Origin of the sequence: Pseudarthrobacter sp. N5, assembly GCF_050157035.1 — a bacterium.
Lineage (GTDB): Bacteria > Actinomycetota > Actinomycetes > Actinomycetales > Micrococcaceae > Arthrobacter.
In genome coordinates, this window is record NZ_CP189593.1 from 1,542,081 (window position 1) to 1,564,968 (window position 22,888).

15 protein-coding genes and 1 riboswitch are annotated in these 22,888 nt (G+C 65.4%); of the genes, 4 read left to right on the top strand and 11 right to left on the bottom strand.

Features of this window, described 5'->3' with window-relative positions:
- Positions 1-2: 2 nt before the first annotated feature.
- Entirely contained in the window at positions 3-2,660 is a 2,658-nt protein-coding gene (nirB, locus tag ACQCST_RS07595; RefSeq protein ID WP_426998671.1) for a nitrite reductase large subunit NirB, read from the bottom strand.
- A 249-nt stretch (positions 2,661-2,909) separates the two neighbouring features.
- Here nirB and nirD point away from each other — a divergent pair, with 249 nt between their 5' ends.
- On the top strand, positions 2,910-3,275 hold the full coding sequence (nirD, locus tag ACQCST_RS07600) for a nitrite reductase small subunit NirD (RefSeq protein WP_426998672.1): 366 nt from the start codon (positions 2,910-2,912) through the stop codon (positions 3,273-3,275).
- A 39-nt stretch (positions 3,276-3,314) separates the two neighbouring features.
- On the opposite strand, the gene ACQCST_RS07605 is transcribed toward nirD, so the two are convergent.
- On the bottom strand, positions 3,315-5,096 hold the full coding sequence (locus ACQCST_RS07605) for a phospho-sugar mutase (protein WP_426998673.1): 1,782 nt from the start codon (positions 5,094-5,096) through the stop codon (positions 3,315-3,317).
- A 164-nt stretch (positions 5,097-5,260) separates the two neighbouring features.
- Between ACQCST_RS07605 and ACQCST_RS07610 the strand changes: the two genes are divergently transcribed.
- Entirely contained in the window at positions 5,261-5,746 is a 486-nt protein-coding gene (locus tag ACQCST_RS07610) for an RrF2 family transcriptional regulator (protein ID WP_426998674.1), read from the top strand.
- 79 nt (positions 5,747-5,825) lie between these two features.
- Here the strand turns inward: ACQCST_RS07610 and ACQCST_RS07615 are convergent, their stop codons facing one another.
- Complete coding sequence (locus tag ACQCST_RS07615) at positions 5,826-6,644, bottom strand: purine-nucleoside phosphorylase (RefSeq protein WP_426998675.1); 819 nt, start codon at positions 6,642-6,644, stop codon at positions 5,826-5,828.
- A 128-nt stretch (positions 6,645-6,772) separates the two neighbouring features.
- Between ACQCST_RS07615 and ACQCST_RS07620 the strand changes: the two genes are divergently transcribed.
- Positions 6,773-8,188, top strand: coding sequence for an NAD(P)H-quinone dehydrogenase (locus ACQCST_RS07620; RefSeq protein ID WP_426998676.1), 1,416 nt, complete (start codon positions 6,773-6,775; stop codon positions 8,186-8,188).
- Between the two features lie 699 nt (positions 8,189-8,887).
- A riboswitch (cyclic di-AMP (ydaO/yuaA leader) is annotated at positions 8,888-9,077 on the bottom strand.
- Between the two features lie 256 nt (positions 9,078-9,333).
- On the opposite strand, the gene ACQCST_RS07625 is transcribed toward ACQCST_RS07620, so the two are convergent.
- From ACQCST_RS07625 to ACQCST_RS07635, 3 genes are read right to left on the bottom strand one after another with little or no spacing between them, the layout of a single operon-like run.
- Positions 9,334-10,911 carry an FAD-dependent oxidoreductase gene (locus ACQCST_RS07625; RefSeq protein WP_426998677.1) on the bottom strand — a complete coding sequence of 526 codons (1,578 nt, stop codon included), beginning with the start codon at positions 10,909-10,911 and terminating at the stop codon, positions 9,334-9,336.
- Complete coding sequence (locus ACQCST_RS07630; protein WP_426998678.1) at positions 10,908-13,181, bottom strand: molybdopterin oxidoreductase family protein; 2,274 nt, start codon at positions 13,179-13,181, stop codon at positions 10,908-10,910. The genes ACQCST_RS07625 and ACQCST_RS07630 overlap by 4 nt, the downstream gene beginning before the upstream one ends.
- Before the next feature lie 2 nt (positions 13,182-13,183).
- A complete protein-coding gene (locus tag ACQCST_RS07635; RefSeq protein ID WP_426998679.1) occupies positions 13,184-14,674 on the bottom strand; it encodes an MFS transporter in 1,491 nt (496 codons plus the stop codon).
- A 278-nt stretch (positions 14,675-14,952) separates the two neighbouring features.
- Here ACQCST_RS07635 and ACQCST_RS07640 point away from each other — a divergent pair, with 278 nt between their 5' ends.
- Positions 14,953-16,365 carry an MFS transporter gene (locus tag ACQCST_RS07640; RefSeq protein ID WP_426998680.1) on the top strand — a complete coding sequence of 471 codons (1,413 nt, stop codon included), beginning with the start codon at positions 14,953-14,955 and terminating at the stop codon, positions 16,363-16,365.
- 91 nt (positions 16,366-16,456) lie between these two features.
- Here the strand turns inward: ACQCST_RS07640 and ACQCST_RS07645 are convergent, their stop codons facing one another.
- The 5 genes from ACQCST_RS07645 to ACQCST_RS07665 all read right to left on the bottom strand — a co-directional run bounded on the left by ACQCST_RS07645 (position 16,457) and on the right by ACQCST_RS07665 (position 22,887).
- The gene (locus ACQCST_RS07645; protein WP_426998681.1) at positions 16,457-17,215 is read right to left on the bottom strand and encodes a glutamine amidotransferase; all 759 of its coding nucleotides are present in this window, start codon (positions 17,213-17,215) and stop codon (positions 16,457-16,459) included.
- 75 nt (positions 17,216-17,290) lie between these two features.
- Complete coding sequence (locus ACQCST_RS07650; protein WP_426998682.1) at positions 17,291-17,722, bottom strand: YybH family protein; 432 nt, start codon at positions 17,720-17,722, stop codon at positions 17,291-17,293.
- A gap of 17 nt (positions 17,723-17,739) precedes the next feature.
- A complete protein-coding gene (locus tag ACQCST_RS07655; protein ID WP_426998683.1) occupies positions 17,740-19,557 on the bottom strand; it encodes a biotin carboxylase N-terminal domain-containing protein in 1,818 nt (605 codons plus the stop codon).
- A gap of 129 nt (positions 19,558-19,686) precedes the next feature.
- Positions 19,687-20,349, bottom strand: a complete 663-nt coding sequence (locus ACQCST_RS07660) for a Maf family protein (protein ID WP_426998684.1) — start codon at positions 20,347-20,349, stop codon at positions 19,687-19,689.
- 9 nt (positions 20,350-20,358) lie between these two features.
- Positions 20,359-22,887, bottom strand: coding sequence for an MMPL family transporter (locus ACQCST_RS07665; RefSeq protein ID WP_426998685.1), 2,529 nt, complete (start codon positions 22,885-22,887; stop codon positions 20,359-20,361).
- Position 22,888 lies beyond the last annotated feature (1 nt).

Below are 22,888 nucleotides of genomic sequence, written 5' to 3' on the forward strand. Positions count from 1 at the left end.
GGCTATACCTCGTTCTCATCGCGGGTTCCGGAGTCTGCCGGCCGGACCGGGATGGAGGCCCCGATCAGTACTGGCCTGCCGTTGGCACTGGCCTTTTCCTCAGCCGTGGCCGGCCGGATCTGGCCACGTTCCGGGACGAAGGAGATGGAGTCGTCCTTCTGGTCCGGTGCGTTGACGAAGGAGCGGAACCGGCGCAGGCGCTCCGGGTCCTTGAGAGTGGCGGCCCATTCGTCCTCATAGTTGTCCACGTGCTTGTCCATGGAGGCTTCGAGTTCCGCCGCGATGCCCAGGGAATCCTTCACCACCACGTCCTCGACGTGCTTCAGGCCGCCGTCGAGCTCTTCCTGCCAACGCGCGGTGCGCTGCAGCCGGTCCGCCGTGCGGATGTAGTACATCAGGTAGCGGTCGATGTACCTCAGCAGCGTTTCATCGTCCAGGTCCTGGGCCAGCAGCTGGGCATGTGCCGGCTGGAAGCCGCCGTTGCCGCCCACGTACAGGTTCCAGCCCTTGTCCGTGGCGATGACGCCGACGTCCTTGCCGCGGGCCTCCGCACATTCGCGGGCGCAGCCGGAGACACCCATCTTGATTTTGTGCGGGCTCCGCAGGCCACGGTACCGGAGCTCCAGGTTGATGGCCATGGCCACCGCGTCCTGGACGCCGAAGCGGCACCAGGTGGAACCGACACAGGACTTCACGGTGCGCAGGCTCTTGCCGTAAGCCTGGCCGGATTCGAAGCCTTCCTCCACTAGTTCCTTCCAGATGTCCGGCAGCTGCTCGAGCCGGGCCCCGAACATGTCGATCCGCTGGCCGCCGGTGATCTTGGTGTAAAGACCGTATTTTTCGGCGACGGCGGCAATCACGCCCAGCTTCTTCGGCGTGATCTCACCGCCGGCGATCCTCGGGACCACCGAGTAGGTGCCGTCCTTCTGCATATTAGCGAGGGCGCGGTCGTTGGTATCCTGCAGGGTGCCGCGGCCGGCGTCCAGGACGTAGGCACTGTTCTGGCTGGCAAGGATGGAGGCGATGGTGGGCTTGCAGATGTCACAGCCGGCTCCGGTCCCGTACTTGGCCATGATTTCCTCAAAGGAGGTCAGGCCCAGGACGCGAATGGCGTCGAAGAGTTCCTGGCGGGAGTGGCTGATGTGCTCGCAGAGTGCCTTGGAAACTTCAATGCCGGACTTGGTCAGCTCGCCTTCCAGAAGCTTCTTGAGCATGGGGACACAGGAGCCGCACTGGGTTCCGGCACGGGTACAGCCCTTGAGCTCGCCGAGTTCCCGGACCGGGGCGTTGCCTTCGCAGGCGCCGCAGCCGTTGATGGCGTCGCGGATGCTGCCGGCGGCCACGTTGTTGCAGGAGCACAGAATGGCGTCGTCCGGCAGCTCGGTCTCAGGAGCTTCACCGCCGCCGGCCGCGGTGAGGTACGCGCCAGGTTCAGCGGAGAGCTCGCGGCCAAGCAGGGGGCGCAGGCTCATGTACGGTGAGGCGTCGCCTACGAAGATGCCGCCCAGCAGGGTTTTGGCATCGTCAGTGGTGACGATCTTCTGGTAGACGCCCCGGGCGGGGTCGGCGTAGACAATTTCCAGGGAGTGCTCGGTTTTGGCGAAGGCGTCGCCGAAGCTGGCAACATCCACGCCGGACAGCTTGAGCTTGGTGGCCGTGTCAAAGCCCGGGAACGTGGCCTCGCCGCCGTGCAGCCGGTCTGCCACGATCTCGGCCATGGTGTTGGCCGGGGCCACAAGGCCCAGGCACATGCCGCCAAAGTTGGCCACTTCACCGATGGCCCAGATGCCGGGAACCTGCGTCTCGCAGGCCTCGGAAATGACCACACCGCCGCGGGGGCCGAGGTCAAAGAGTGCTTCCTCACCTTCGGCGGCGCGGAAGAGTTCGTCGCGGGGCTTGACGCCGATTGCAACGATGACAAGGTCAGCGGGGATGATCCGGCCGTCAGCCATCAGGACCCCGGTGACCTGGCCGTCGTCGTCGGACAGCACCTCGGACGGGAACACCCCGCCATGGACCTCAAAGCCCTTGGCTTCGATCAGGCGTCCGAGGGACTGGCCGGCGCCCTCGTCCAGCTGGGTGTTCATCAGCCACGGCGAGCCGTTAATGACGATGGGCGTCGCGCCCAGCTGTTCGGTGCCGGCAGCGGACTCGAGTCCCAGCAGGCCCCCGCCGATCGTGACAGCGTTGACCTTGCGGCCCAGCTTTGCGGTCAGCTCGGCGATCGCCGTGCTGATGGCCCAGACGTCCTCGAGGGTCCGGTACACGTGTGTAAGCTCGGCGCCAGGGATGGGGAGCCGGGCTGCATCAGAGCCGGTGGCCACCACCAGGTGGTCGTAGTCGTAGCTGTTGCCGGCCGCGGTTTCCACAGTCTTGGCGGCCGCATTGATCGTGACCACGCGCTCGCCGGTCTTCAGGGTGAGGGAATCGTGGTCCCACATGCTGGCCTTGCCGAGTGTGAGATCAACGTCGCTGTCAGTGAGTGCCTTGCTGAGCGCCACGCGGTCATAGGGAAGGTGTGCTTCCTCCGTCAGGACCGTGACCTGCCAGCCGTCGAGGCCGCGGGTGTGCATGGCGTCAGCGAAGCGGTGGGCTGCCGGGCCGCCTCCGGCGACGACGATGCGGCGCTGGTTCTCTGTGCTTGAAGACTGTGAGGTCACGGTGGGCCTTTCGCATGGGCCGCAGACGGTGCTCTGCAGCTTGTCCATTCAGACTAGGCAACGGCAGTTTCGCTTCAGTTTCCCTTATGTTTCGTGGACTTAACTTCTGCATCACAAACGCATTTCCGGATTGGTGAGGTCTCTTTTACCAGCCGGACACACTGACTGCATTCCGTTGAAACACGCGGGCCCTAGCTTGGTTCTATGGCCACACAGGTGGCCCAAGCAGGCGCAGGGAGAGGAGCCGACATGACGGCAACACTGGAACTTGAGGAACTGGCCACCGGATTCGGCACGGGCTGGCACCGCGTTTGCTCCGTCGACGAGCTGGAGCTCGCCTGGGGCGAAGCGGCACTGATTGCCGGCCGCCAGGTGGCACTTTTCCGCACCGCACCCGGTGAGGTTTTCGCCGTGGCCCAGGAGGACCCGGCTACGGGGGCCCACGTGATGGCCCGTGGCATCATCGGCTCACGCGGCACCCGCCCCACCATCGCATCGCCCCTGCATAAAGAGGTCTACGACCTCGAAACAGGGCAGTGCTTTGGAACGCCGGAACTCACGCTCGCTACGTTCAGCACCAGGGTTGCAGCCGGTTACGTGGAAGTCGAGCTCTAAGCAGCGACAAAAAGCTCATTGCCGTTTGAGTCCCGGCCGTTAAAGTCCCAGGGCCTCGCGGACGTCGCCCAGCACCAGATCAAGGGCGGCGCGTGCGGCCTGCCGGGCCTCGGGCAGTTCAGCGGCGGATCCTACGCTGCGGATGACCTCGAGGTAGCACTTGAGCTTGGGTTCGGTGCCGCTGGGGCGGATAATCACGCGGGTGAGATCGCGGGTCAGGTACAGCAGGCCGTCGGTCGGCGGCAGCTGCTCGCTGCCTTCTGCCAGATCAATGAAAGTTTCGACGGCGGATCCGCCGAACGCGTCCGGCGGACTGACGCGCAGGCGGTTCATCATGGCATCCAGCAGGCCCAGGTCCGCGACCCGGATGCTGAGCTGGTCGCTCGCGTGCAGGCCATGGATCAGATAGAGCTCGTCCAGGGTGTCGAAGATGGTTTTGCCCTCCGCCTTGGCAGCTGCAGCGAGTTCCGCAATCAGCACGGCTGCGGAGATGCCGTCCTTGTCCCGGACCAGTCCGGGGGCCACGCAGTATCCCAGTGCTTCCTCGTAGCCGTAGAGCAGTCCGGGGACCCGGGAAATCCACTTGAATCCGGTCAGGGTCTCCTCGTGCGCCAGCCCGGCGGCAGCTGCGATGCGCGAGAGCAGCCGTGAGGACACAATCGAATTGGCGAACACGCCGTCGGGTGTTTGCTCCGTGGTCTCCTGAGCGGTCGCCTCTTGAGCGGTGGCCTCCTGAGCGGTGGCCGCAAGCCGGGCCACGATATGGGCGCCGAGCAGCGCCCCCACCTCATCGCCCCGGAGCATCCGCCACGCACCAGTGTCCGGATCCTTCGCGGCCACAGCGGCGCGGTCGGCGTCGGGATCATTGGCCAGCACAAGGTCCGCGTCCACGCGGGCAGCCGTTTCCAGTGCCAGGTCAAGCGCACCGGGCTCTTCCGGGTTGGGGAAATTCACGGTGGGGAAGTCCGGATCCGGTGCTGCCTGCTCGGCCACGAGCGTGACATCGGTGAAGCCCGCAGCATTCAGCACGGATACCGCAGTTTCACCGCCCACACCGTGCAAGGGTGTCAGCACGATCTTGAGGTCGCGGGCAGGAAAATGGGCCGGAAGCGCAAGGGCCGCCGTCGCGGTTTCATAATCGGTGGCTATGCCCGGTTCCAGTACCGTCCAGCCCTCGGTGGCCAGCACGATCGAATCCAGGGCAGCCACTTCATCAATTTGGGCCGCGATCCCGGCATCGTAGGGCGCCACGATCTGCGCGCCGCGCCCGCTCTCCTCCACGGCGTGCCGGCCGAGGTAGACCTTATAGCCGTTGTCCTGGGGCGGGTTGTGACTGGCCGTGACCATCACGCCGCCGTCGCAGTCCAGAGCCCTGACCGCATACGCCAGCAGCGGCGTGGGCAGCGCCTGAGGCATCAGAAACGTCTCGATGCCGGCTGCGGTGAAAATCGCCGCTGTCTCTTCGGCGAAGATATCCGAATTGTAGCGGGCGTCATAGCCGACGACGGCGCGGGGCCGGGTTCCTGGGGCTTGTGCGGCTACCGCTCCGGCCAGGAAAGCGGCCAGGCCGGCGGCGGCGCGGCGCACCACCACGCGGTTCATCCGGTTGGGCCCCGGGCCGAGAGCAGCCCGGAGGCCCGCGGTGCCGAACTGCAGGGTGCCGCTGAAGCTGTCGCCAAGGTCCTGGCGGGCGGAGGCCACGCCGCTCTCGGAGAGCCGGATCAGCTCGGTCAGTTCAGCAGCGGTGGCGGGATCCGGATCCTGGGCAGCCCACTGGCGGGCGGCGTGGAACAGCTGGGAATCGGCATCGGTGGACGTCATGGTGTCCAAACTATCCGCAAAGCTGCCCGATCAGACATGGGACAGGCAGGCGATCCGGTCACAGTTCGATTTCCAGTTCCTGCGCCGTGGACCGGGTACCTGCTGTTCGGGGAGTAGGGCAGGATCCTTGACAATATTTTTTCTGGACAAGTACTGTCGCGAATATGAAAATGGGCGAGGGGGTCGAATGGGCGCTGCATAGTTGCGTCAACATGTCGTGGGCGCCCGTCGGGGAGGCGGTCAGTAGCGCGCGCCTGGCGGAGTTCTACAAATTGCCCGCCTCCTATCTGAATAAGCAGCTTCAGGCGCTGGTCCGTGCGGGCATCCTGTCCTCCGTATCCGGGCCCGGTGGAGGTTTCCAGTTGGCCCGCAAAGCGGAGAAAATCTCCGTTCTGGACGTCGTGCTGGCCATTGAAGGGACCAAGGTGGCGTTCCGCTGCGAGGGCATCCTGAAAAACGGCCCCGGTGGAAACATGGACGAGGACTACGCCCGGACCTGCCTCATTTCGCAGACCATGAGGCACGCCGAACTGGCCTGGCGGACGGAACTCTCGCAGCAGTCAGTGGCGGGGATTGCGAGGTCCATTGAACGCCGGTTCCCGGAAGCCAAAGGCAACACGGTGAACCAGCTGATGGGTTCCCGGCGCTGATTTCCAGCTACGGGCAACGCGGGGTCACTTACGGCCCGTCCCGGGCATCTTAATGGGCCGTAAGTGACCCCGCGTTGGACTAAAGTTTGGCGATGATCCCCGCGAGCAGTTTGGAAATGCGCGGTCCGGCGGCCTGTCCGGATTCGATGACTTCCTGGTGACTCAGCGGCACAGGGCTGATGCCGGCAGCCAGGTTGGTCACCAACGAAATTCCGAACACCTCCATGCCTGCGTGGCGTCCCGCGATCGCTTCGAGCGCCGTGGACATACCCACCAGATCGGCGCCGATCCGCTTGGCGTACTGCACCTCCGCCGGGGTTTCGTAGTGCGGCCCGGTGAACTGGGCGTACACCCCTTCGTCCAGGGAAGGGTCCACTTCGCGGGCCAGGGCGCGGATCCGTGAGGAATACAGGTCGGTCAGGTCAACGAACGTCGCGCCTTCGAGCGGGGAAGCCGCGGTGAGGTTGATGTGATCGCTGATCAGGACGGGGGTACCGGGTGTCCAGTCCTCGTTGAGGCCGCCGCAACCGTTGGTCACCACCAGGGTCTTGCAGCCTGCCGCTGCTGCGGTGCGCACGCCGTGGACTACCGCGCGGACCCCTTTGCCTTCGTAGTAGTGGGTGCGTGCGCCAAGGACGAGTGCGCGCCTGCCTTCTTTGGTCAGCACCGAACGGATGGTGCCGACGTGGCCCTCCACTGCCGGGGCATGGAAGCCCGGGACCTCGGAGGCTGTCAGGATGGCCGTGGTCTCGCCGATCAGCTCGGCGGCCTCGCCCCAGCCTGAGCCGAGTATCAGCGCAACGTCGTGGGATTCGACGCCGGTCTCGGCTGCGATGAAGTCTGCGGCTGCTCGGGCGGCATCAAGGGGATCAGTGTTCAACAGCTCTGTATTACTCACTGGTACAAGTTATCGTGCCGGGACCGCCGTGAACAGCCGGAAGTGAGTGCAAAGTCATGCCGGAATCCGCGGAAATCCGGGGCCGCCGTATTGGTGGTGCGGCTGCCGATAAGCGAGAATGGTTGATTGTGACTACGCATCCTGATTTCAGCTCACCCCGTATCGCGATCCTCGGCGGAGGGCCAGGCGGCTATGAAGCCGCTATGGTTGCCGCCTCCCTGGGGGCGCAGGTCACCATCATCGAGCGCGCCGGACTCGGCGGCTCCGCGGTGCTCACCGACGTCGTACCTTCCAAGACCCTGATCGCGACGGCGGATCTGATGACCCGCGTCGGTGAGGCGGGGGAGCTGGGAGTCAAGTTCGACGTCGACGGCGGAGACTTCGTCCCGGTGATGCACGCGGATCTCAAGCACATCAATGACCGCCTCCTGAATCTGGCCCGTGAACAGTCGGCTGATATCCACGCAGGGCTCGATCACCAGGGTGTCCGGATCCTGATCGGGTCCGGCAAGATGCTGGACAACCACTCCATCGAGGTCCTCACCGTTGACGGCACCGAAATCGTGGAGGCGGACGCCATTCTGCTGGCTGTGGGCGCGCATCCCCGCGAGCTGCCCACCGCCAAGCCCGACGGCGAACGGATCCTGAACTGGGCCCAGATCTACAATCTCGATGAACTGCCCAAGGAGCTCATTGTGGTGGGCTCAGGCGTTACCGGCGCCGAGTTTGCGTCGGCCTACAACGGCCTGGGCTCCAAGGTCACCCTGATTTCCAGCCGTGACCGCGTGCTGCCGGGTTCTGATACTGACGCTGCCGAGGTGCTCGAAGAGGTGTTTGAACGCCGGGGCCTGAAGGTGCTTTCCCGGTCGCGTGCCGAGACCGTGGAGCGCACGGACGACGGCGTGGTGGTCACGCTGGGTGATGGCTCCAAGGTCACCGGCAGCCATTGCCTGGTCTGTGTGGGTTCCATCCCCAACACGGCCGGAATCGGGCTCGCGGAAGCAGGCGTGGCAGTCTCCGAAAGTGGCCACATCAAGGTGGACGGCGTTTCGCGCACCACTGCCCCCAACATTTACGCGGCCGGTGACTGCACCGGGGTTCTGGCGCTGGCCTCCGTTGCCGCCATGCAGGGCCGCATCGCCATTGCGCACTTCCTGGGTGACGGCGTGGCTCCGCTCAAGCTCCACCAGGTGGCGTCCAATATCTTCACCTCACCGGAGATCGCCACCGTGGGTGTTTCCGTCGCTGAGGTGGAATCCGGAAAGTACCAGGGCGATGTGGTCAAGCTTTCGCTCAAGAGCAACGCCCGCGCCAAGATGCGCAACACCAAGGACGGCTTCGTCAAGATCATCGCCCGCAAGGGCTCCGGGACCGTAATCGGCGGGGTGGTGGTGGGCCCGAACGCCTCCGAGCTGATTTTCCCGATCGCCATTGCCGTCACCCAGAAACTGCACGTCGATGACGTCGCCAGCACCTTTACGGTGTACCCGTCACTGACCGGATCCATCTCCGAAGCGGCACGGCGCCTGCACGTCCACATGTAGGGCCTTCTGGTCCCTCGATGGCATTGCTCATCCCGGGCGCTTTCGTTCCGCCTGGATGTCTCCGATTGCTTGGACTTCGAGTGCCTTGGCAGCGGTTTCGTTGACTCGCATTTTCAGGACCAATTTCAGCGGACTTTGGCTTGACCCCGGTTTTGCGGGTCGTCGGCATTGCGGGGACCCCGATCCGGGTCAGCTGGGGGAACGCTTTGGCCCTGTCCGGGGTCCACCGACGTTGGCGGGTCGGTAGCTTGTGTCGGCGGCTGGCTCCACAGCGGGTTGGTTGGTCGGTGCCAGACCGGTGCCAGGCCGGTTCCGGAGTGCGGTATCGGGGCGACCGGGCCTACGCTGGGGCGGCTGAACGGGAGGGAAGCGTCGGCAGGGGCGCTGATGGTCGCAGCACCTGAAGCGCCGGGTGCCGGTGTGGACGCGGCGCTCACACCCTCGGAAATCAGCGGCTGAGCGGCCAGACCCAAGCTGAGCAGAATTCCGGCGGAAGCAGCGGCGGCGGTGACAACGATAGCTTTCTGGCTGCCGGACCGGCTGACAAATGATGTGCCCGGCAAATGCCTGAAGTCAGGCCGTTGGGGAACGGGGGCTTCCCGGCGGCGGCCATGCTGCGTGGCAGGCCGTTCAACGGGGGCTTCCCGGCGGCGGCCACGCTGCGGCCGGTTTGACATAGACGACATGCAAGAACCTCTCTTTGTCTCTCTCCATGCCTGCGAGGTTAACTGTCGGGTTCGGGGTGAGAGACACCCGGCCGCCGTGCCGGACCTGGTCCGGTACCTGCAGGCTTAGCTCCGAGGGGTTGTCATGAAATCCCGCATTTGGTTCCCCCGCCTCTGCTGAGGTGAATGGAACCGGGGCGTGCAGAGTTCGGCATGACGCCCCAGCGTGCCTGTCAACTGACGAGGGCACGACTACGACAAACTACCGTAAGGGACGGGGGGAAGTCACATTTTGATAACGACGAAAGGTCTGTTCCGCCGCAATATCAGGACAGATCCGAGAGCGGAGGCCGGGAGCGGACAGGATGTCTTGTGCCCCGCGATGTCCGCCGGAAAGCGACTGTAATACTGCGCTCGCTGTTCCGTGCCGGTGCCATTGGAATCCGTCGACCGCGGTCCCGATTCTCCCAGCATCACCACTCAGGCGGCGGCAGCAGCCTGAAAGTGCTTCTCGATAATCCCCTGGATGTCCTCGTGGCAGCCGCCGCAGCCGGTGCCGGCACGCGTGGCCTTGGAGACGTCAGCCACTGTGGAGCAGCCGCCAGCAACGGCGTCGGAAATCTTGGTGCCAGTGACTCCGGCGCAGCGGCACACTGTGCTCTCGGGATCCTGTGCGCCAGCAGGAGCTGCCAACTGGTCCGGACCGTCCAGCCTCAGCAGCAGGGAACGGTCCGCGGGCAGCTCGGCGCCTCGTTCGAACAGCTGCACGAGTTCAGCCGCGGTGCGTGGCATTCCCACGCTGACCAGGCCTTCGAGCACGCCGCCCCGCGTGGTCATTTTCACGTAGCGGCCGTGCTCCGGATCAGCCCACTGTGCGATCTGCAGCCGCGGACGGCCGTTAGACGCGCCGGCGGTCAGAGCTTCCTCGTCCCAAGGGTCTGCGGAATTGTCTCCCGCCGCGGCCACGTTCATCCCACGGGCCTTGAGCACAATCACGCCTGGTTTTTCCTGCGGCAGTGCGGGCAGCGAGTCGGCCGTCTCCTGGGATCCGCCGTCGGTCCCTTCGGCCAGAAGCGTGAGGTATTCGGCGAGCCACTCGGCCTGGCGCCACCCCGGTCCCACCAGCCCGGACGGACCGCGCGCCGAGCGGCACTCGACGCAGGCGGGATCGGGGCAGCGGACCTCGGCGCAATCGCCGATCGCAAAGATGTGGGGTTCGTGGTGCGCCCTCAGCCGGTGGTCCACCAGGATGCCCGTGGCGGTGGAAAGCCCGCAGCCCTCGGCGAGTTCTGTCCGCGGCCGGACGCCACAGGAAAGCACCAGGAGGTCGCCGTCGATCGCCGAACCGTCGTCCAGGAGCAGTGCCGAGAAACCGCCGTCGGGCGCGTTGTGTTCCACACCGGTGGAATGGGCGTTGCCGGCCACGTGCACGCCGCAGTTGCGCAGTTGCGCCGCGAGCACGGCGCCGCCGCCGCGGTCGATGTTCCGGCCCAGCGGATGCGGACCGTTGTGCACCACGGTCACAGCGGCGCCTTCCTCAGCCGCGGCCAGCGCCGTCTCGAGTCCCAGGACACCGCCGCCGAGCACCACCACGCGCTTTCCGCCGGCAACAGCCGCACGGAGGACGGAGGCATCGCGGAGGTCCCGGAGGGGGGTGACACCGGCGGGAAGAACAGGAGCTGACGGGTCCGGGTTCAGGCCCGTGAGGTTGGGGATGACCGGCCGGGAACCGGTGGCGAAAACCAGCCGGTCGTAGGCTGCCGGGTCTCCGGAGGTGAGGACCACCTGCTGCCGGGCGCGGTCCACCCGGCGGACCCGGACGCCCAGGCGGACGTCCACGCCGTCGGCAATCAGTGCCGCGGCATCGGACAACGCCAAGGCTCCGGCGGTGGTGCGGCCGACGCCGAGGTCCGCCACCAGCACGCGGTTATAGGCCGGGTCGGCCTCCTCGCCCACAACGGTCAGGTGGACCAGTCCGCTGCGCACAGCCGGAAGCAACTCGTCGATCAATCTCGCGGCAACCGGCCCGAAGCCCACAACAACAATCCGCTCACTCATGATGCCTCCTGGGTTTGACGAGCGCTGGTCTTGCGAGCTCCGGCTTGAAGAACTTTTTCCTCCGCTGCTGTGGCCGCCAGCTGAACCCATACACGGCTGTTCTTGAACTCGGGCATCCCGGAAATGGGGTCCGTGGCAGCCTCCGTCAGGCGGTTGGCGCTTTCGAGTTCCGGGAAGTGGAACGGCAGAAAGACCGTCTCCGGGCGGATCGCGGTGCTGACCTCCGCCCGGCATTCAACCGTGCCACGCTCGTTGGACACGGACACCAAAGCACCGTCGGTGATTCCCTGAGCTGTGGCTGCGGCCGGGTGGATCTGCAGCCTGGCCTCGGGCTGCGAAGACATGAGTTCGGAAACACGGCGTGTCTGCGCCCCGGACTGGTAGTGCTCCATCAGCCGGCCGGTGATCAGTGTCATCGGCTTTGCCGACGCGCCTCCTGCAAAGCTGGAAGACGTACGACGACGGCGGGGCGCCACCGCCGTAAAGGCGGCCCTTCCATCGGAATGGGCAAAGCTGTCCAGGAACAGCCGCGGCGTGCCCGTGCTGCCTGCCGGATAGGGCCAGTAGGCGGCTTCGCCGCGGTCCAGCATGGCGTAGTCGATGCCCGAGTAGTCCGCCAGGCCGCCGGAAGACGCCAGCCGGAGCTCCTCGAACACCGTCTCCGGGTCCTCGCTGAAGGTGGACGGCGCATCCAGGGCCTCGGCCAGCCGGGTCATGATCCACAGCTCGGTCCGCACCCCGGGAGGGGGAGCCAGTGCCCGGCGGCGCCGGAGGACCCGGCCTTCGAGGTTGGTCAGCGTGCCCTCCTCTTCGGCCCACTGGGTGACCGGCAGGACCAGATCGGCCTCGGCCGCGGTTTCGGACATAAAGAAATCACAGACCACCAGGAAGTCCAGGCTCCGCAGGCCCTCAATCACGGCGCCCGCATCGGGGGCGGACACCGCCACATTGGCACCATGCACGAAGAGGCAGCGGACGCCGTCGGGCTGTCCCATGGATTTCAGCAGTTCGACGGCGGGGATTCCGGGGCCGGGAATGAGTGATTCCGGCACGCCCCACACCTTGGCCATGTGCGCCCGGGCGGCAGGTTCTGTGATCTTCCGGTAGCCGGGGAGCTGATCGGCCTTCTGGCCGTGCTCGCGGCCGCCCTGGCCGTTGCCCTGGCCGGTGAGAGTGCCGTAGCCGCTGCGGACGGAGCCCGGCAGGCCGAGCAGCAGGCCCAGGTTGATGGCGGCGGTGGCCGTGTCCGTTCCGTCCACATGCTGTTCCACGCCGCGGCCAGTGAGGATGTAGGTTCCGCCCTTGGTGGCGCCGTCGGCCAGCCTGTGGGCCGTCTCGCGGATCAGCTCGGCGGGAACACCGGTCAGGGACTGGACGCGTTCGGGCCAGAAGGCGTTGACGCTGCGGGCCACGGACTCGAAGCCGCTGGTGCGCGCCTGGACGAAGCCCGTGTCCGCGAGGCCCTCGTGGATCACCACGTGGGACAGGCCCAGGAGGAGCGTGAGGTCGGTGCCCGGCAGGGGCTGCAGGTGGATGCCGCCGCCGTCGGAGGTGAAGGCCGCCGTGGCGGAACGGCGGGGATCCACCACAATCAGCCCGCCGGCGTTGCGCGCGCCCTGCAGGTGCTGCATGAAGGGCGGCATGGTCTCGGCGACGTTGGAGCCGAGCATCATGATGGTGCTGGCACCGTCGAGGTCCTCGAGCGGGAACGGCAGCCCGCGGTCCAGGCCGAACGCGCGCATGCCGGCGGCGGCCGCGGAGGACATGCAGAACCGGCCGTTGTAGTCGATCCGTGAGGTGCCTAGGGCCAGGCGGGCGAACTTGCCGAGCTGATAGGCCTTCTCGTTGGTCAGGCCGCCGCCGCCGAACACTCCGACGGCGTCCGCACCGTGGCGGGCGCGGGTTTCCTTGACTGCTGCCGTGATGAGCTTCAGGGCGTCATCCCAGCTGACGGGGCGGTGGACGCCGTCGGGCCCCTTGAGCAGGGGCTCGGTGACGCGTCCGGGATGACTCAGCAGCGAAGCGGACGTCCAGCCCTTGCGGCACAGCCCGCCCCGGTTGGTGGGGAAGTCCCGGCCGCTGACTTCGAGAAGCGGAGCGGGGGGGACCGGGCCAGTCACGGGCTCTGGCCCCGGCTGTGCAGCCGGGACCAGAGTCTGTGGAGCAGGCGCCGCAGCGGCTGCTGCCGCAGTTGCATCAGCAGGAGTGGTGAGCGTCATGGCGCACTGAAGAGCGCAGTACGGGCAGTGCGTTGCGGCGCCGATGGTCATGTTTAGACGTGTCCCATCACTTTGCGGTTGGCCGGACGGAGGTAGCAGGCCCAGCAGACCAGCAGCATTACCACGTAGGCTCCGACGAAGCCGTAGAACGCCGGGGTGTAGGAGCCGCTGGCGGTGTTGGAGGCATTGAGGACCTGCGGGATAACAAAACCGCCATAGGCGCCGATTGCCGAGATGAGTCCGAGGGCGGAGGAGGCGAGGCGCTGGGTGCTGACCACGCTGGCTCCGGAGAGTGCGGCCCGGCTGGAGGTGGCGAAGATGACAGGGATCATCCGGTAGGTGGCGCCGTTACCGAAGCCGCTGGCGGTGAAGAGGAGCAGGAACAGGGTCAGGAAGAGCCAGAAGTTCTTCAGCGGCAGGGTCCAGACCATGGTCAGCGTGATGATCGCCATGGCGGCGAAGGCGGTGACGGTCATGCGTGCTCCGCCCATCCGGTCCGCCATGCGTCCGCCGTAGGGGCGGGCCAGAGACCCAACGAGCGGTCCGAGGAAGGCCAGGGACAGGGCCACCGTGCCCACTCCGATGGAGGAGAAAGCCGGGAAGTAGTCCTTGATGAGCTTGGGGAACACACCGGCGAATCCGATGAACGAACCGAAGGTGCCAATGTATAGCAGCGCCATGATCCACAGGTGCGGTTCCTTGAGCGCGGCGAGGGAACCCGCCACGTCGCCCTTGGCGCTGGTGAGGTTGTCCATGTACTTGTAGGCACCGAAGGCGGCGAGCAGGATGAGCGGGATCCACATGAGGCCTGCCATGGGCAGGTTCACGGCGCCGGCAGCCAGCAGCGTGATGGCGATGGGAACTGCAAGCTGTGCGACGGCGGCACCGAGGTTTCCGCCGGCGGCGTTCAGGCCCAGGGCCCAGCCCTTTTCGCGGGCAGGGTAGAAGAACGTGATGTTGGACATGGAGCTGGCGAAGTTGCCGCCGCCGAAGCCGGCCAGGGCTGCCACGAGCAGCATAACGCCGAAGGGAGTCCCCGGGTTGGAGACGCACATCGCCAGGCCCACGGAGGGGATGAGGAGAAGCAGCGCTGAAACAATGGTCCAGTTGCGGCCGCCGAAGCGGGGGACCATAAACGTGTAGGGGATCCGGAGGGTGGCACCCACGAGGCTGGGCATGGAGATCAGCCAGAAGATGTCAGAGGTGCTGAACTTGAATCCTGCTGAGGGCAGCTGGACCACCACGATGGACCACAGCTGCCAGACGACGAAGCCAAGGAATTCGGCAAAGATTGACCAGTACAGGTTGCGCTTGGCAATGGCGCGGCCTTGCGACTCCCACTGCTCCTTGTTCTCGGCATCCCAGTTGGCGATCCATCGGCCGGGGCGGACTTCAAGGGCGGGGGCGTCAGTGGTGCGGGTGGAACCGGGGTGCGCGCTGAGGGCAGCGGGGACACTTCCGTGCCACGGCTCGGTGGCCGGATCTCCGGCGGCAAGATCGAGGGAATTGCCGGTGCCGGCATCTGCGGTGCGGTCAACAGTCACGGTGTACCTCCTTTGGGGGATGTTGTCCTTCCACGGTAGAGACGGCGCGTTTCGTGGACTGTCGCGCTTTGTTAACGTGCTGTGAAGTTTGCCTATCGGCGCCGTGGGGGTGGCGTTAGGCTGTGCGGAGGCATCCGTCCGTGGGATTTCCGGATCTGTCCGCATAGTGGACATTTTGTCCAATGATTGGACAGGCGGAACTAATATCGAACTCTACGTACTTCCAAGCCGGGCCATTTACACCAGTGCCCGTCCGGTCCCAGTGAAAGCGCCACTACATGTCATCCATTTCAACCTCGACGGAGCATGGGTCAGCCAAGCCGATGAACTCCAAGGGCAAAGTGATCTTTGCCAGCCTTATCGGCACCACCATCGAGTTCTACGACTTTTACGTCTACGCCACCGCGTCGGTTCTGGTCTTCCCCAAGGTGTTCTTTCCGCAGGCAACAGATATCAACGCACTGTTGAGCTCTTTCGCCATTTTCGGCGTGGCGTTCGTCGCAAGGCCCATCGGTTCGGTGCTGTTCGGCCACTTCGGCGACAAGGTGGGCCGCAAGGGCACCCTGGTGGCATCCCTCCTGACCATGGGAGTTGCCACGTTCTTCATCGGGCTGCTGCCCACGGCATCCGTTCCGGGCTGGGCGATCTTCGCGCCCCTCTTGCTGGTGGTCTTCCGTTTCGCGCAGGGCCTGGCTCTGGGCGGAGAATGGTCCGGCGCAGCCCTGCTGGCCACTGAAAATGCCCCCGAGGGTAAGCGGGCCATCTACGGAACGTTCCCCCAACTGGGCGCTCCGATCGGCTTCATCCTGGCCAACCTGCTGTTCATCTGGCTCAACGTCGCACTGACACCGGAAGATTTCCTTGCCTGGGGCTGGCGTGTGCCGTTCCTGCTCAGTGCCATCCTGGTGATCGTCGGACTGTACGTACGGCTGAAGCTTGTGGAAAGCCTGTCTTTCCAGAAGGTGCTCACAGAAGACAAAGTGGCCAAGATGCCGTTTGCGGCTACCTTCAAGAACCACTGGCGCCCGGTGGTGGCCGGAACGTTCATCATGCTGGCCACCTACGTCCTGTTCTATGTCATGACCTCCTTCACCCTGACCTACGGCACCAAGCCCGCCAGCCTGGGAGCAGCCCAGGCCGCTGCCGCCAAAGCGGGCAAAACCATGTCAGCGGCCGAGATCGCCGACTTCGTTCCCGGGCTGGGCATCGCCCGTGGTGACTTCCTCTGGATGTTGATCATCGGCGTTGTGTTCTTCGGCATCTTCACTCTTGTGTCGGGTCCGCTGGCGGAGAAGTGGGGACGCAGGAAGTTCCTGCTCGGCGTCACGGCCGGGATCTTTGTCTTCGGGCTGCTGTGGTTCACCATGTTCGGTCCCGGCCAGGTTGCCGCAGTGATCGGACTGATCGTGGGCTTCACACTGATGGGCCTCACCTTTGGGCCCATGGCAGCCATCCTGCCGGAGCTGTTCCCGGCCAACGTCCGGTACACCGGTTCAGCCGTGGCCTACAACATGTCCAGCGTGATCGGAGCCGCCCCGGCGTCGTTCATCGCCATCGCCCTCTGGCAGGCCGGCAACGGCAGTACCTGGCTGGTGGGCGTTTACATGGCCGCAGCCGCTGTGCTGACGTTCATCGCACTGTGGGTCACGCGCGAAACCAAGGACACTGACTACGAGAACAACGTGGCCTGACGCTGCCGCCCGCCTGCTGAATCCGCGAGGTGAGACTTCGCGCCCATACTTCCCGGGAACATGGGCGCGAAGTCTCACCTCAACGTTTTTCCTAGGTAGGAGGCCAGGTGGGGAGCCCCTGGTGGGCGTACAGCTCCACGAAGTTCCGCAGGATTTTCATCGGCTCCGTCGCGGTGAACTGCCGGGCGTTCTCCATCAGCTGCTCGGCCGATTCCGGCGGAAAATACCCGGCGTTGCGGTAGATGTCGATCCTGGTGACCAGCCCGTCCGCATCGAGCTCCGGATGGAACTGGGTGGCGTACAGGTTTGTCTTGATCCGGAACATTTGCACCGGGCACGCGGCGGAGCTCGCCAGCAGAACCGCGTGGCCAGGAAGAACGGTGCAGGCTTCCTTGTGGCCCGCGAAGGCCGTGAAGTGCTCCGGCAGTCCGCGAAGAAGGGGATCCTTCAGGCCGTCTTCCGTCAGGTCGATGCTGACCCCGCCCAGCCCTTCGCCGAAGGTCCGGTCAATGACGGCACCCTGGTGCAGACCGAGCGTTCCAACGCCGTAGCAGGCGCCGAGAAAGGGAAAATCCCATGCCACGATCCGGTCCAGGAGATCGGACAGCTCCCGTTCAACTCTGTTCTGGGTCCCGCTCTTGTGCTCCGTGGCGTCGCTGGAGGTGAACGGGCTGCCGCCCACAATTACCCCGGAGTAGTCCCTGAGTTCGAGCACCGGCAGCGGGCCGGCTTCCATTCGGATACGGTGGAGCTGGTGCGGAGCCAGCCCGCCGTAGCGCAGATAGGCCGCGTATTCGTCGTCGGCAGCGGCATCCTCAGCCCGTGAGGCGAGCAGCAGAAATGGCTTCACACGCTAAGTGTGCCTGCCTGCCAGGGGCCGGCGCCAGTGCTTTGCCATCACCCGGCAGGGCTCGTGTTCCGTGAATCAGGAAGAGCTGACCGCGTGCCGGGCCTGGGGTTGCGCGGCGGTATCGGCGTGACGGTGCACCAGCTTCCAGAGCCCGTCTTCGCGGCGGAATATGCTGGTGACCCGCAGGGCGAATTCATCCGGAGTGTCGCGGTCATCCACCTTGGCCCGGAAGTGTTCTGTCTCCACCAGGTACGCGGTGTCCCTCGCTGCATAGGACACCACCGTTTCGAAGCCGAGCATTTCGCCATCACTGTAGTGCGACGCTGCCTGCTCGAGCCTGGACTCAATCTGCGCCCACCCACGGGCCACGCCGCCGAACGGGTTCGCCAGAGTGGCGTCTTCCAGCCGCGAGTAAAGCTCCTTCACGGGCTCAGGGTTTCCCCGGGTGATCTCAGGCACGGCACGGTGGTACCGCTCAACTTCGTCCTCGAAGCTCGGTGCAATCATGGCAAAACCTCCGGCAGCTAGTCTTCGATGGTGGCAATAACCGCGCCGGCGGCAACGGTGGCGCCGGCCTTGGCGGTGAGCCCGGTGATGGTGCCGGCACGGTGCGCTGTCAGCGGCTGCTCCATTTTCATCGCTTCAAGCACGACGACGAGATCACCTTCCGCCACCACGTCACCATCCGCCACCGCCACCTTCACGATGGTGCCCTGCATGGGGGAGGTGAGGGCGTTTCCGCTGGCAGCCGCCGCGGCGCCGCCGGAGCGGGAGCGCTTTTTGGATTTGGCCGGCTTTGCGCCGCCGTTGGCCGAAGCCGCGCGGAGTGAACCGAGGGATGCGGGAAGAACCACCTCGAGCCGCTTGCCCCCCACCTCCACCACCACGCGCTGGCGTTCGCCGGCGCCGTCGTCCTCAGCGGCGGAGCCATTGGGCGTCCATGCCGGAAGATTGTTCACAAATTCGGTTTCGATCCAGCGTGTGTGCACGCTGAAGGGGCCCTCTGCGGGGGCGAAGGCGGGGTCGGTCACTACGGCGAGGTCGAACGGGATAACGGTGGGGAGGCCTTCCACCACCATTTCCTCGAGCGCACGGCGGGCGCGCTGGAGCGCCTGCTGACGGCTGGCACCGGTGACGATCAGCTTGGAGAGCATGGAATCGAAGTTGCCGCTGATCACATCGCCCTGCTCAACCCCGGAATCAATCCGTATCCCGGGGCCGCTCGGGTTTTTCAACGCGGTGATGGTGCCCGGCGCCGGCATAAAGTTCCGGCCCGGGTCCTCGCCCGTGATGCGGAATTCGAAGGAGTGGCCGCGGACCTCGGGATCGCCGTAACCCAGTTCCTCGCCGCGGGCCAGCCGGAACTGCTCGCGGACCAGATCGATGCCGGTGACCTCCTCGGACACACAGTGCTCCACCTGAAGGCGCGTGTTGACCTCGAGGAAGGAGATGGTGCCGTCCTGTCCCACCAGGAATTCGCAGGTTCCGGCACCAACGTACCTGGCTTCCTTCAGGATGGCCTTGGAGGACTCATACAGGCGACGGTTCTGGTCCTCGGTGAGGAACGGTGCAGGGGCTTCCTCCACGAGTTTCTGGTTGCGCCGCTGCAAGGAGCAGTCGCGTGTGGAGATCACCACCACGTTGCCATGGGCGTCGGCCAGGCATTGGGTTTCCACGTGCCGTGGCGCATCCAGGAAGCGCTCAATGAAACATTCGCCGCGGCCAAACGCTGCGGTGGCTTCGCGGACAGCGGACTCGAAGAGCTCAGGGATTTCCTCGCGATTGCGGGCGACTTTGATGCCGCGGCCGCCGCCGCCGAAAGCAGCCTTGATGGCCACGGGAAGGCCGAATTTGTCCACGAAGTCGAGGATTTCCTCCGCGGATTCAACAGGGTCAGCAGTGCCCGGGACCAGCGGTGCACCGACTTTCTCGGCGATGTGGCGGGCCTGGACTTTGTCCCCCAACGCGGAGATGGCTGCCGGAGACGGGCCGATCCAGATAATGCCGGCCTCGATCACCTTGGCCGCGAACTGTGCGTTTTCAGCCAGGAAGCCGTAACCGGGGTGGATGGCGTCGGCGCCGGACTGGCGGGCCACTTCGATCAGCTTGTCCATGACCAGATAGGACTCGGCCGCTGTATTGCCGCCCAACGCATAGGCCTCGTCGGCAAGCCGGACGTGAAGGGCATCGCGGTCAGGATCGGCGTAGACAGCCACGGAGGCGATGCCTTCATCACGTGCTGCACGGATGATTCGCACGGCGATTTCGCCGCGGTTGGCGATCAGCACCTTCGTGAGGTTTGACTGCAGTGGACGTGCGGACTGCTCCGAATTAGCTGACAAGGCGACTCCTTCTTTCCTTCAGGGAGCCTAGCGCGATATTGAGGGTTCCGCCCATATTACTTGCGGATTCCGCGTGTAAAGCGCCCATCCTTTGTAGGGATGCTACAAGCCGCGTTGAAAACGGCCGCTTTACGGCCGGGACCACAGTTCAGTGATGCCTACGTTCGCCTTGGCCAGCAAGGTCCGCAGCGTGGAGACGGAAAGCCCGACGACGGCATGCGGATCGCCATCCACCTTGCGGATGAAGGCCCCGCCTAGGCCATCAATCGTGAAGGATCCGGCGCAGTGCAGCGGCTCGCCCGTAGCGATGTAGGCGTCGATTTCGGCCGGGTCCATGTCCATGAAGTGGACTTCGGCAGAGGCGACCGCCCCCAGTGTTGCGCCGGAACCGGCGGCGACTGATCCGCCGTCCGGTGCGCCGCCGTCGGCTGCCGTAGCGCGGCAGTCAACCAGCCAGTGGCCCGTGTGCAGCACACCGCTGCTGCCGCTCATCCGCAGCATCCGTTCCCGTGCGACGCTGGCCGTGTACGGTTTGCCGTGCGCCTCGCCGTCGAACTCAAACACTGAATCGCAGCCGATCACCAGGGTGCCCTCCGCCTCCGGCAGGGAGGCGACAGCCTCAGCCTTGGCCCGGGCCAGCAGCAACGCGGTGTCATGCGGATCGGTGACCCCGTAGCGGGCCTGGACGGCGTCCTCGTCCACATCGGAGACGAGGACTTCATGCCGGATTCCGGCGTCGGTAAGGAGCTTGGTGCGGGCGGGGGACTGGGAGGCGAGAATCAGGCGGGTCACCTGATCAGCCTAGTGGACCAGATGAGAGGCAACAGGTGCTGCCGGAGCCTGGTCGGTCCGGAGCTTGGCGCCCTCAACATCAACGTCCGGGAGGAGCCGGTCCAGCCACTTCGGCAGCCACCAGGCCTTGCTGCCCAGCAGGTACATCACGGCCGGTACGATGGTCATGCGGACCACAAACGCATCCACCAGTACACCGAAAGCCATGGCAAAGCCGAGCGGACGGACCATGGTGAGGTGGCTGAAGATGAAGCCGGCAAACACGCTGACCATGATGATCGCGGCGGCTGTGACAACGGCGGAGGCGTGGCTGAATCCGGTACGGACGGCATGTTTGGCTGATTCGCCATGCATATAGGACTCGCGCATGCCGGAGGTCATGAACACCTGGTAGTCCATTGCCAGCCCGAACAGCACCCCGATCAGGATGATGGGCAGGAAGCTCAGGACGGCGCCCGGGTTGGGAACATCAAAGACCGCGCCCAGCCAACCCCACTGGTAGACAGCAACCACAGCGCCGAAAGCGGCGGCGAGAGAGAGCAGGAATCCGCCCGTGGCCAGCAGCGGCACCACAATTGAACGGAACACAAGCAGCAGCAGGAGCAGGGAAAGCCCGACGACGATTGCCAGATACGGCGGCAGCGCATCACCCAGTTTGGCGGAGACGTCCACGTTGCCGGCAGTCTGGCCGGTCAAGCCGATGGTCACACCGGTGGCGTCCCGGATTTCCGTGTTCTTGCCACGCAGCTCGGAAACCACCTTGACTGTGCTGGCACTGGCCGGTCCCTCCTTCGGGATGACCTGGAAAACGGCCGTGCGGCGGTCATCGCTGAGCGCAACGGGCACAGCGGCGGTGACGTTGTCCACGCCGCGGAGAATGTCCGCGACGTCGAACTGCCTGGCCTGTGCGTCAGCCTCACTGAGGCGCGCGGGTAATTCACCCACCACGATGATGGGTCCGGTCATGCCTTCGCCGAAGCTCCGCCCGGTCACGTCATAGGCCTTGTAGGCCTGCGACTCCACGGGTTCGGAGCCGCCGTCGGGCAGGGCCAGCCGCAGCTGGCTGGCGGGCAGCGCGAGTATGCCCAGCACTACCACGCCAGCCAACAGGGCAATCAGGGGATGACGGGTCACCAGCCCGCCCCAGCCGTGGCTGCTGCGGCGCTCATCCTTCACCTGGTCTGCCGCTTCGTGGCCGGGCGCCGCGTTGTGCGCTTCGGCTTTGGCCCATGCCCGCTTGGAGATCAGTTTCCGGCCCACCAGTGACAACACGGCGGGGGTCAGCGTCAGGGCGACGACGACGGCGACCGCCACTGTTGCGGCTGCCGAAAGTCCCAGCACGGCCAGGAAAGGCAACCCGGGCACCACGAGGGCTGCGAGGGCGATGATGACGGTGAGCCCGGCGAACAGCACGGCATTTCCTGAGGTGCCGGTAGCCATGGCCACGGATTCCTCGGCGTCCATTCCGGCGAGCAGCTGGCCGCGGTGCCGGTTGACGATGAACAGGGAGTAGTCGATTCCCACGGCAAGGCCCAGCATCAGCGCGAGCATGGGGGAGATGGAGCTCATGTCGATCACGCCGGTCAGCGCGAACGTTCCGCCCACGCCGGCCGCAACGCCCACCAGCGCCATCAGCAGCGGCAGACCGGCGGCGATCAATGTCCCCAGCATCAGGATCAGAACCAGGGCAGCCACGGCAATACCCACGATCTCGGACACACCGAACAGATCCGAGACATCTTCGGTGATTTCCTTGCTTGCCAACGCGGTGACGTCAGCAGCCGTGACTTCCTGGGCGATCTCCTGGACCTTTTTGCGGACCTCCGGGGTCAGTCCGTTGATGGAGGTCTTGAACTGGACCTGGGCCATGGCGGCTTTGCCGTTCTCAGAGACAAAGCGCATCCCATCGGAGGCGGCGAGCTGGCGTTTGCCGAGCTCCAGCTGTGCGGCGCCTTCCGCGGCGGCCTTCGTGCCGGCGTCGAACTTCTCCTGGCCCGCGGCCAGCGCGGCCTTTTGCTGGCCCAACTGTGCTTCTATGCCTGCTGCCGGCATCCCGGCGGCCGCAAGCTGCTGTTCGGCGCCGGCAAGCTGTACCAGGCCGGCCGTCAGCTCGGCCTGTGCCTTGTCCAGCTCAGCTTTCCCCGCGGCAGCCTTATTCTCACCGTCGGTGATATCCGTGGCCGCTTTGTCCAGCTGCGCCTGCGTTTCGAAAGGATCGACCGTACCCTGGACGTCGGGCAGGGTCTCCAGTTTGGCGAGTGCGGCAGACACAGCGTCCTTGCCGGCCTTGCTGAAGATGCCGCCGTTGGCCTCGAACACGATGCCCGCGGAGCCGCCGGAGGACGCCGGGAGCTCTTTCTTGAGCTTGTCCAGCATCTGCTGGGTCTCGGTGCCCGGAATCTGGAAATTGTTGGACATGGTGCCGTGGAAGGCGGCCGCGGAGCCGCCCACGGCCACCAGCGCGGCCAGCCATGCGGCGATGACCAGCCAGCGGTGCCGGTAGGAAAACTTGCCAAGCCTGTACAGCAGCGTTGCCATG

Coding starts and splice junctions, on each gene's coding strand:
- nirD (WP_426998672.1), top strand. CDS start 2,910: ATGACGGCAACACTGGAACTTGAGGAACTGGCCACCGGATTCGGCACG.
- ACQCST_RS07605 (WP_426998673.1), bottom strand. CDS start 5,096: ATGACGTCCACCGATGCCGATTCCCAGCTGTTCCACGCCGCCCGCCAG.
- ACQCST_RS07610 (WP_426998674.1), top strand. CDS start 5,261: ATGAAAATGGGCGAGGGGGTCGAATGGGCGCTGCATAGTTGCGTCAAC.
- ACQCST_RS07625 (WP_426998677.1), bottom strand. CDS start 10,911: ATGAGTGAGCGGATTGTTGTTGTGGGCTTCGGGCCGGTTGCCGCGAGA.
- ACQCST_RS07630 (WP_426998678.1), bottom strand. CDS start 13,181: ATGACCATCGGCGCCGCAACGCACTGCCCGTACTGCGCTCTTCAGTGC.
- ACQCST_RS07640 (WP_426998680.1), top strand. CDS start 14,953: ATGTCATCCATTTCAACCTCGACGGAGCATGGGTCAGCCAAGCCGATG.
- ACQCST_RS07650 (WP_426998682.1), bottom strand. CDS start 17,722: ATGATTGCACCGAGCTTCGAGGACGAAGTTGAGCGGTACCACCGTGCC.
- ACQCST_RS07665 (WP_426998685.1), bottom strand. CDS start 22,887: ATGGCAACGCTGCTGTACAGGCTTGGCAAGTTTTCCTACCGGCACCGC.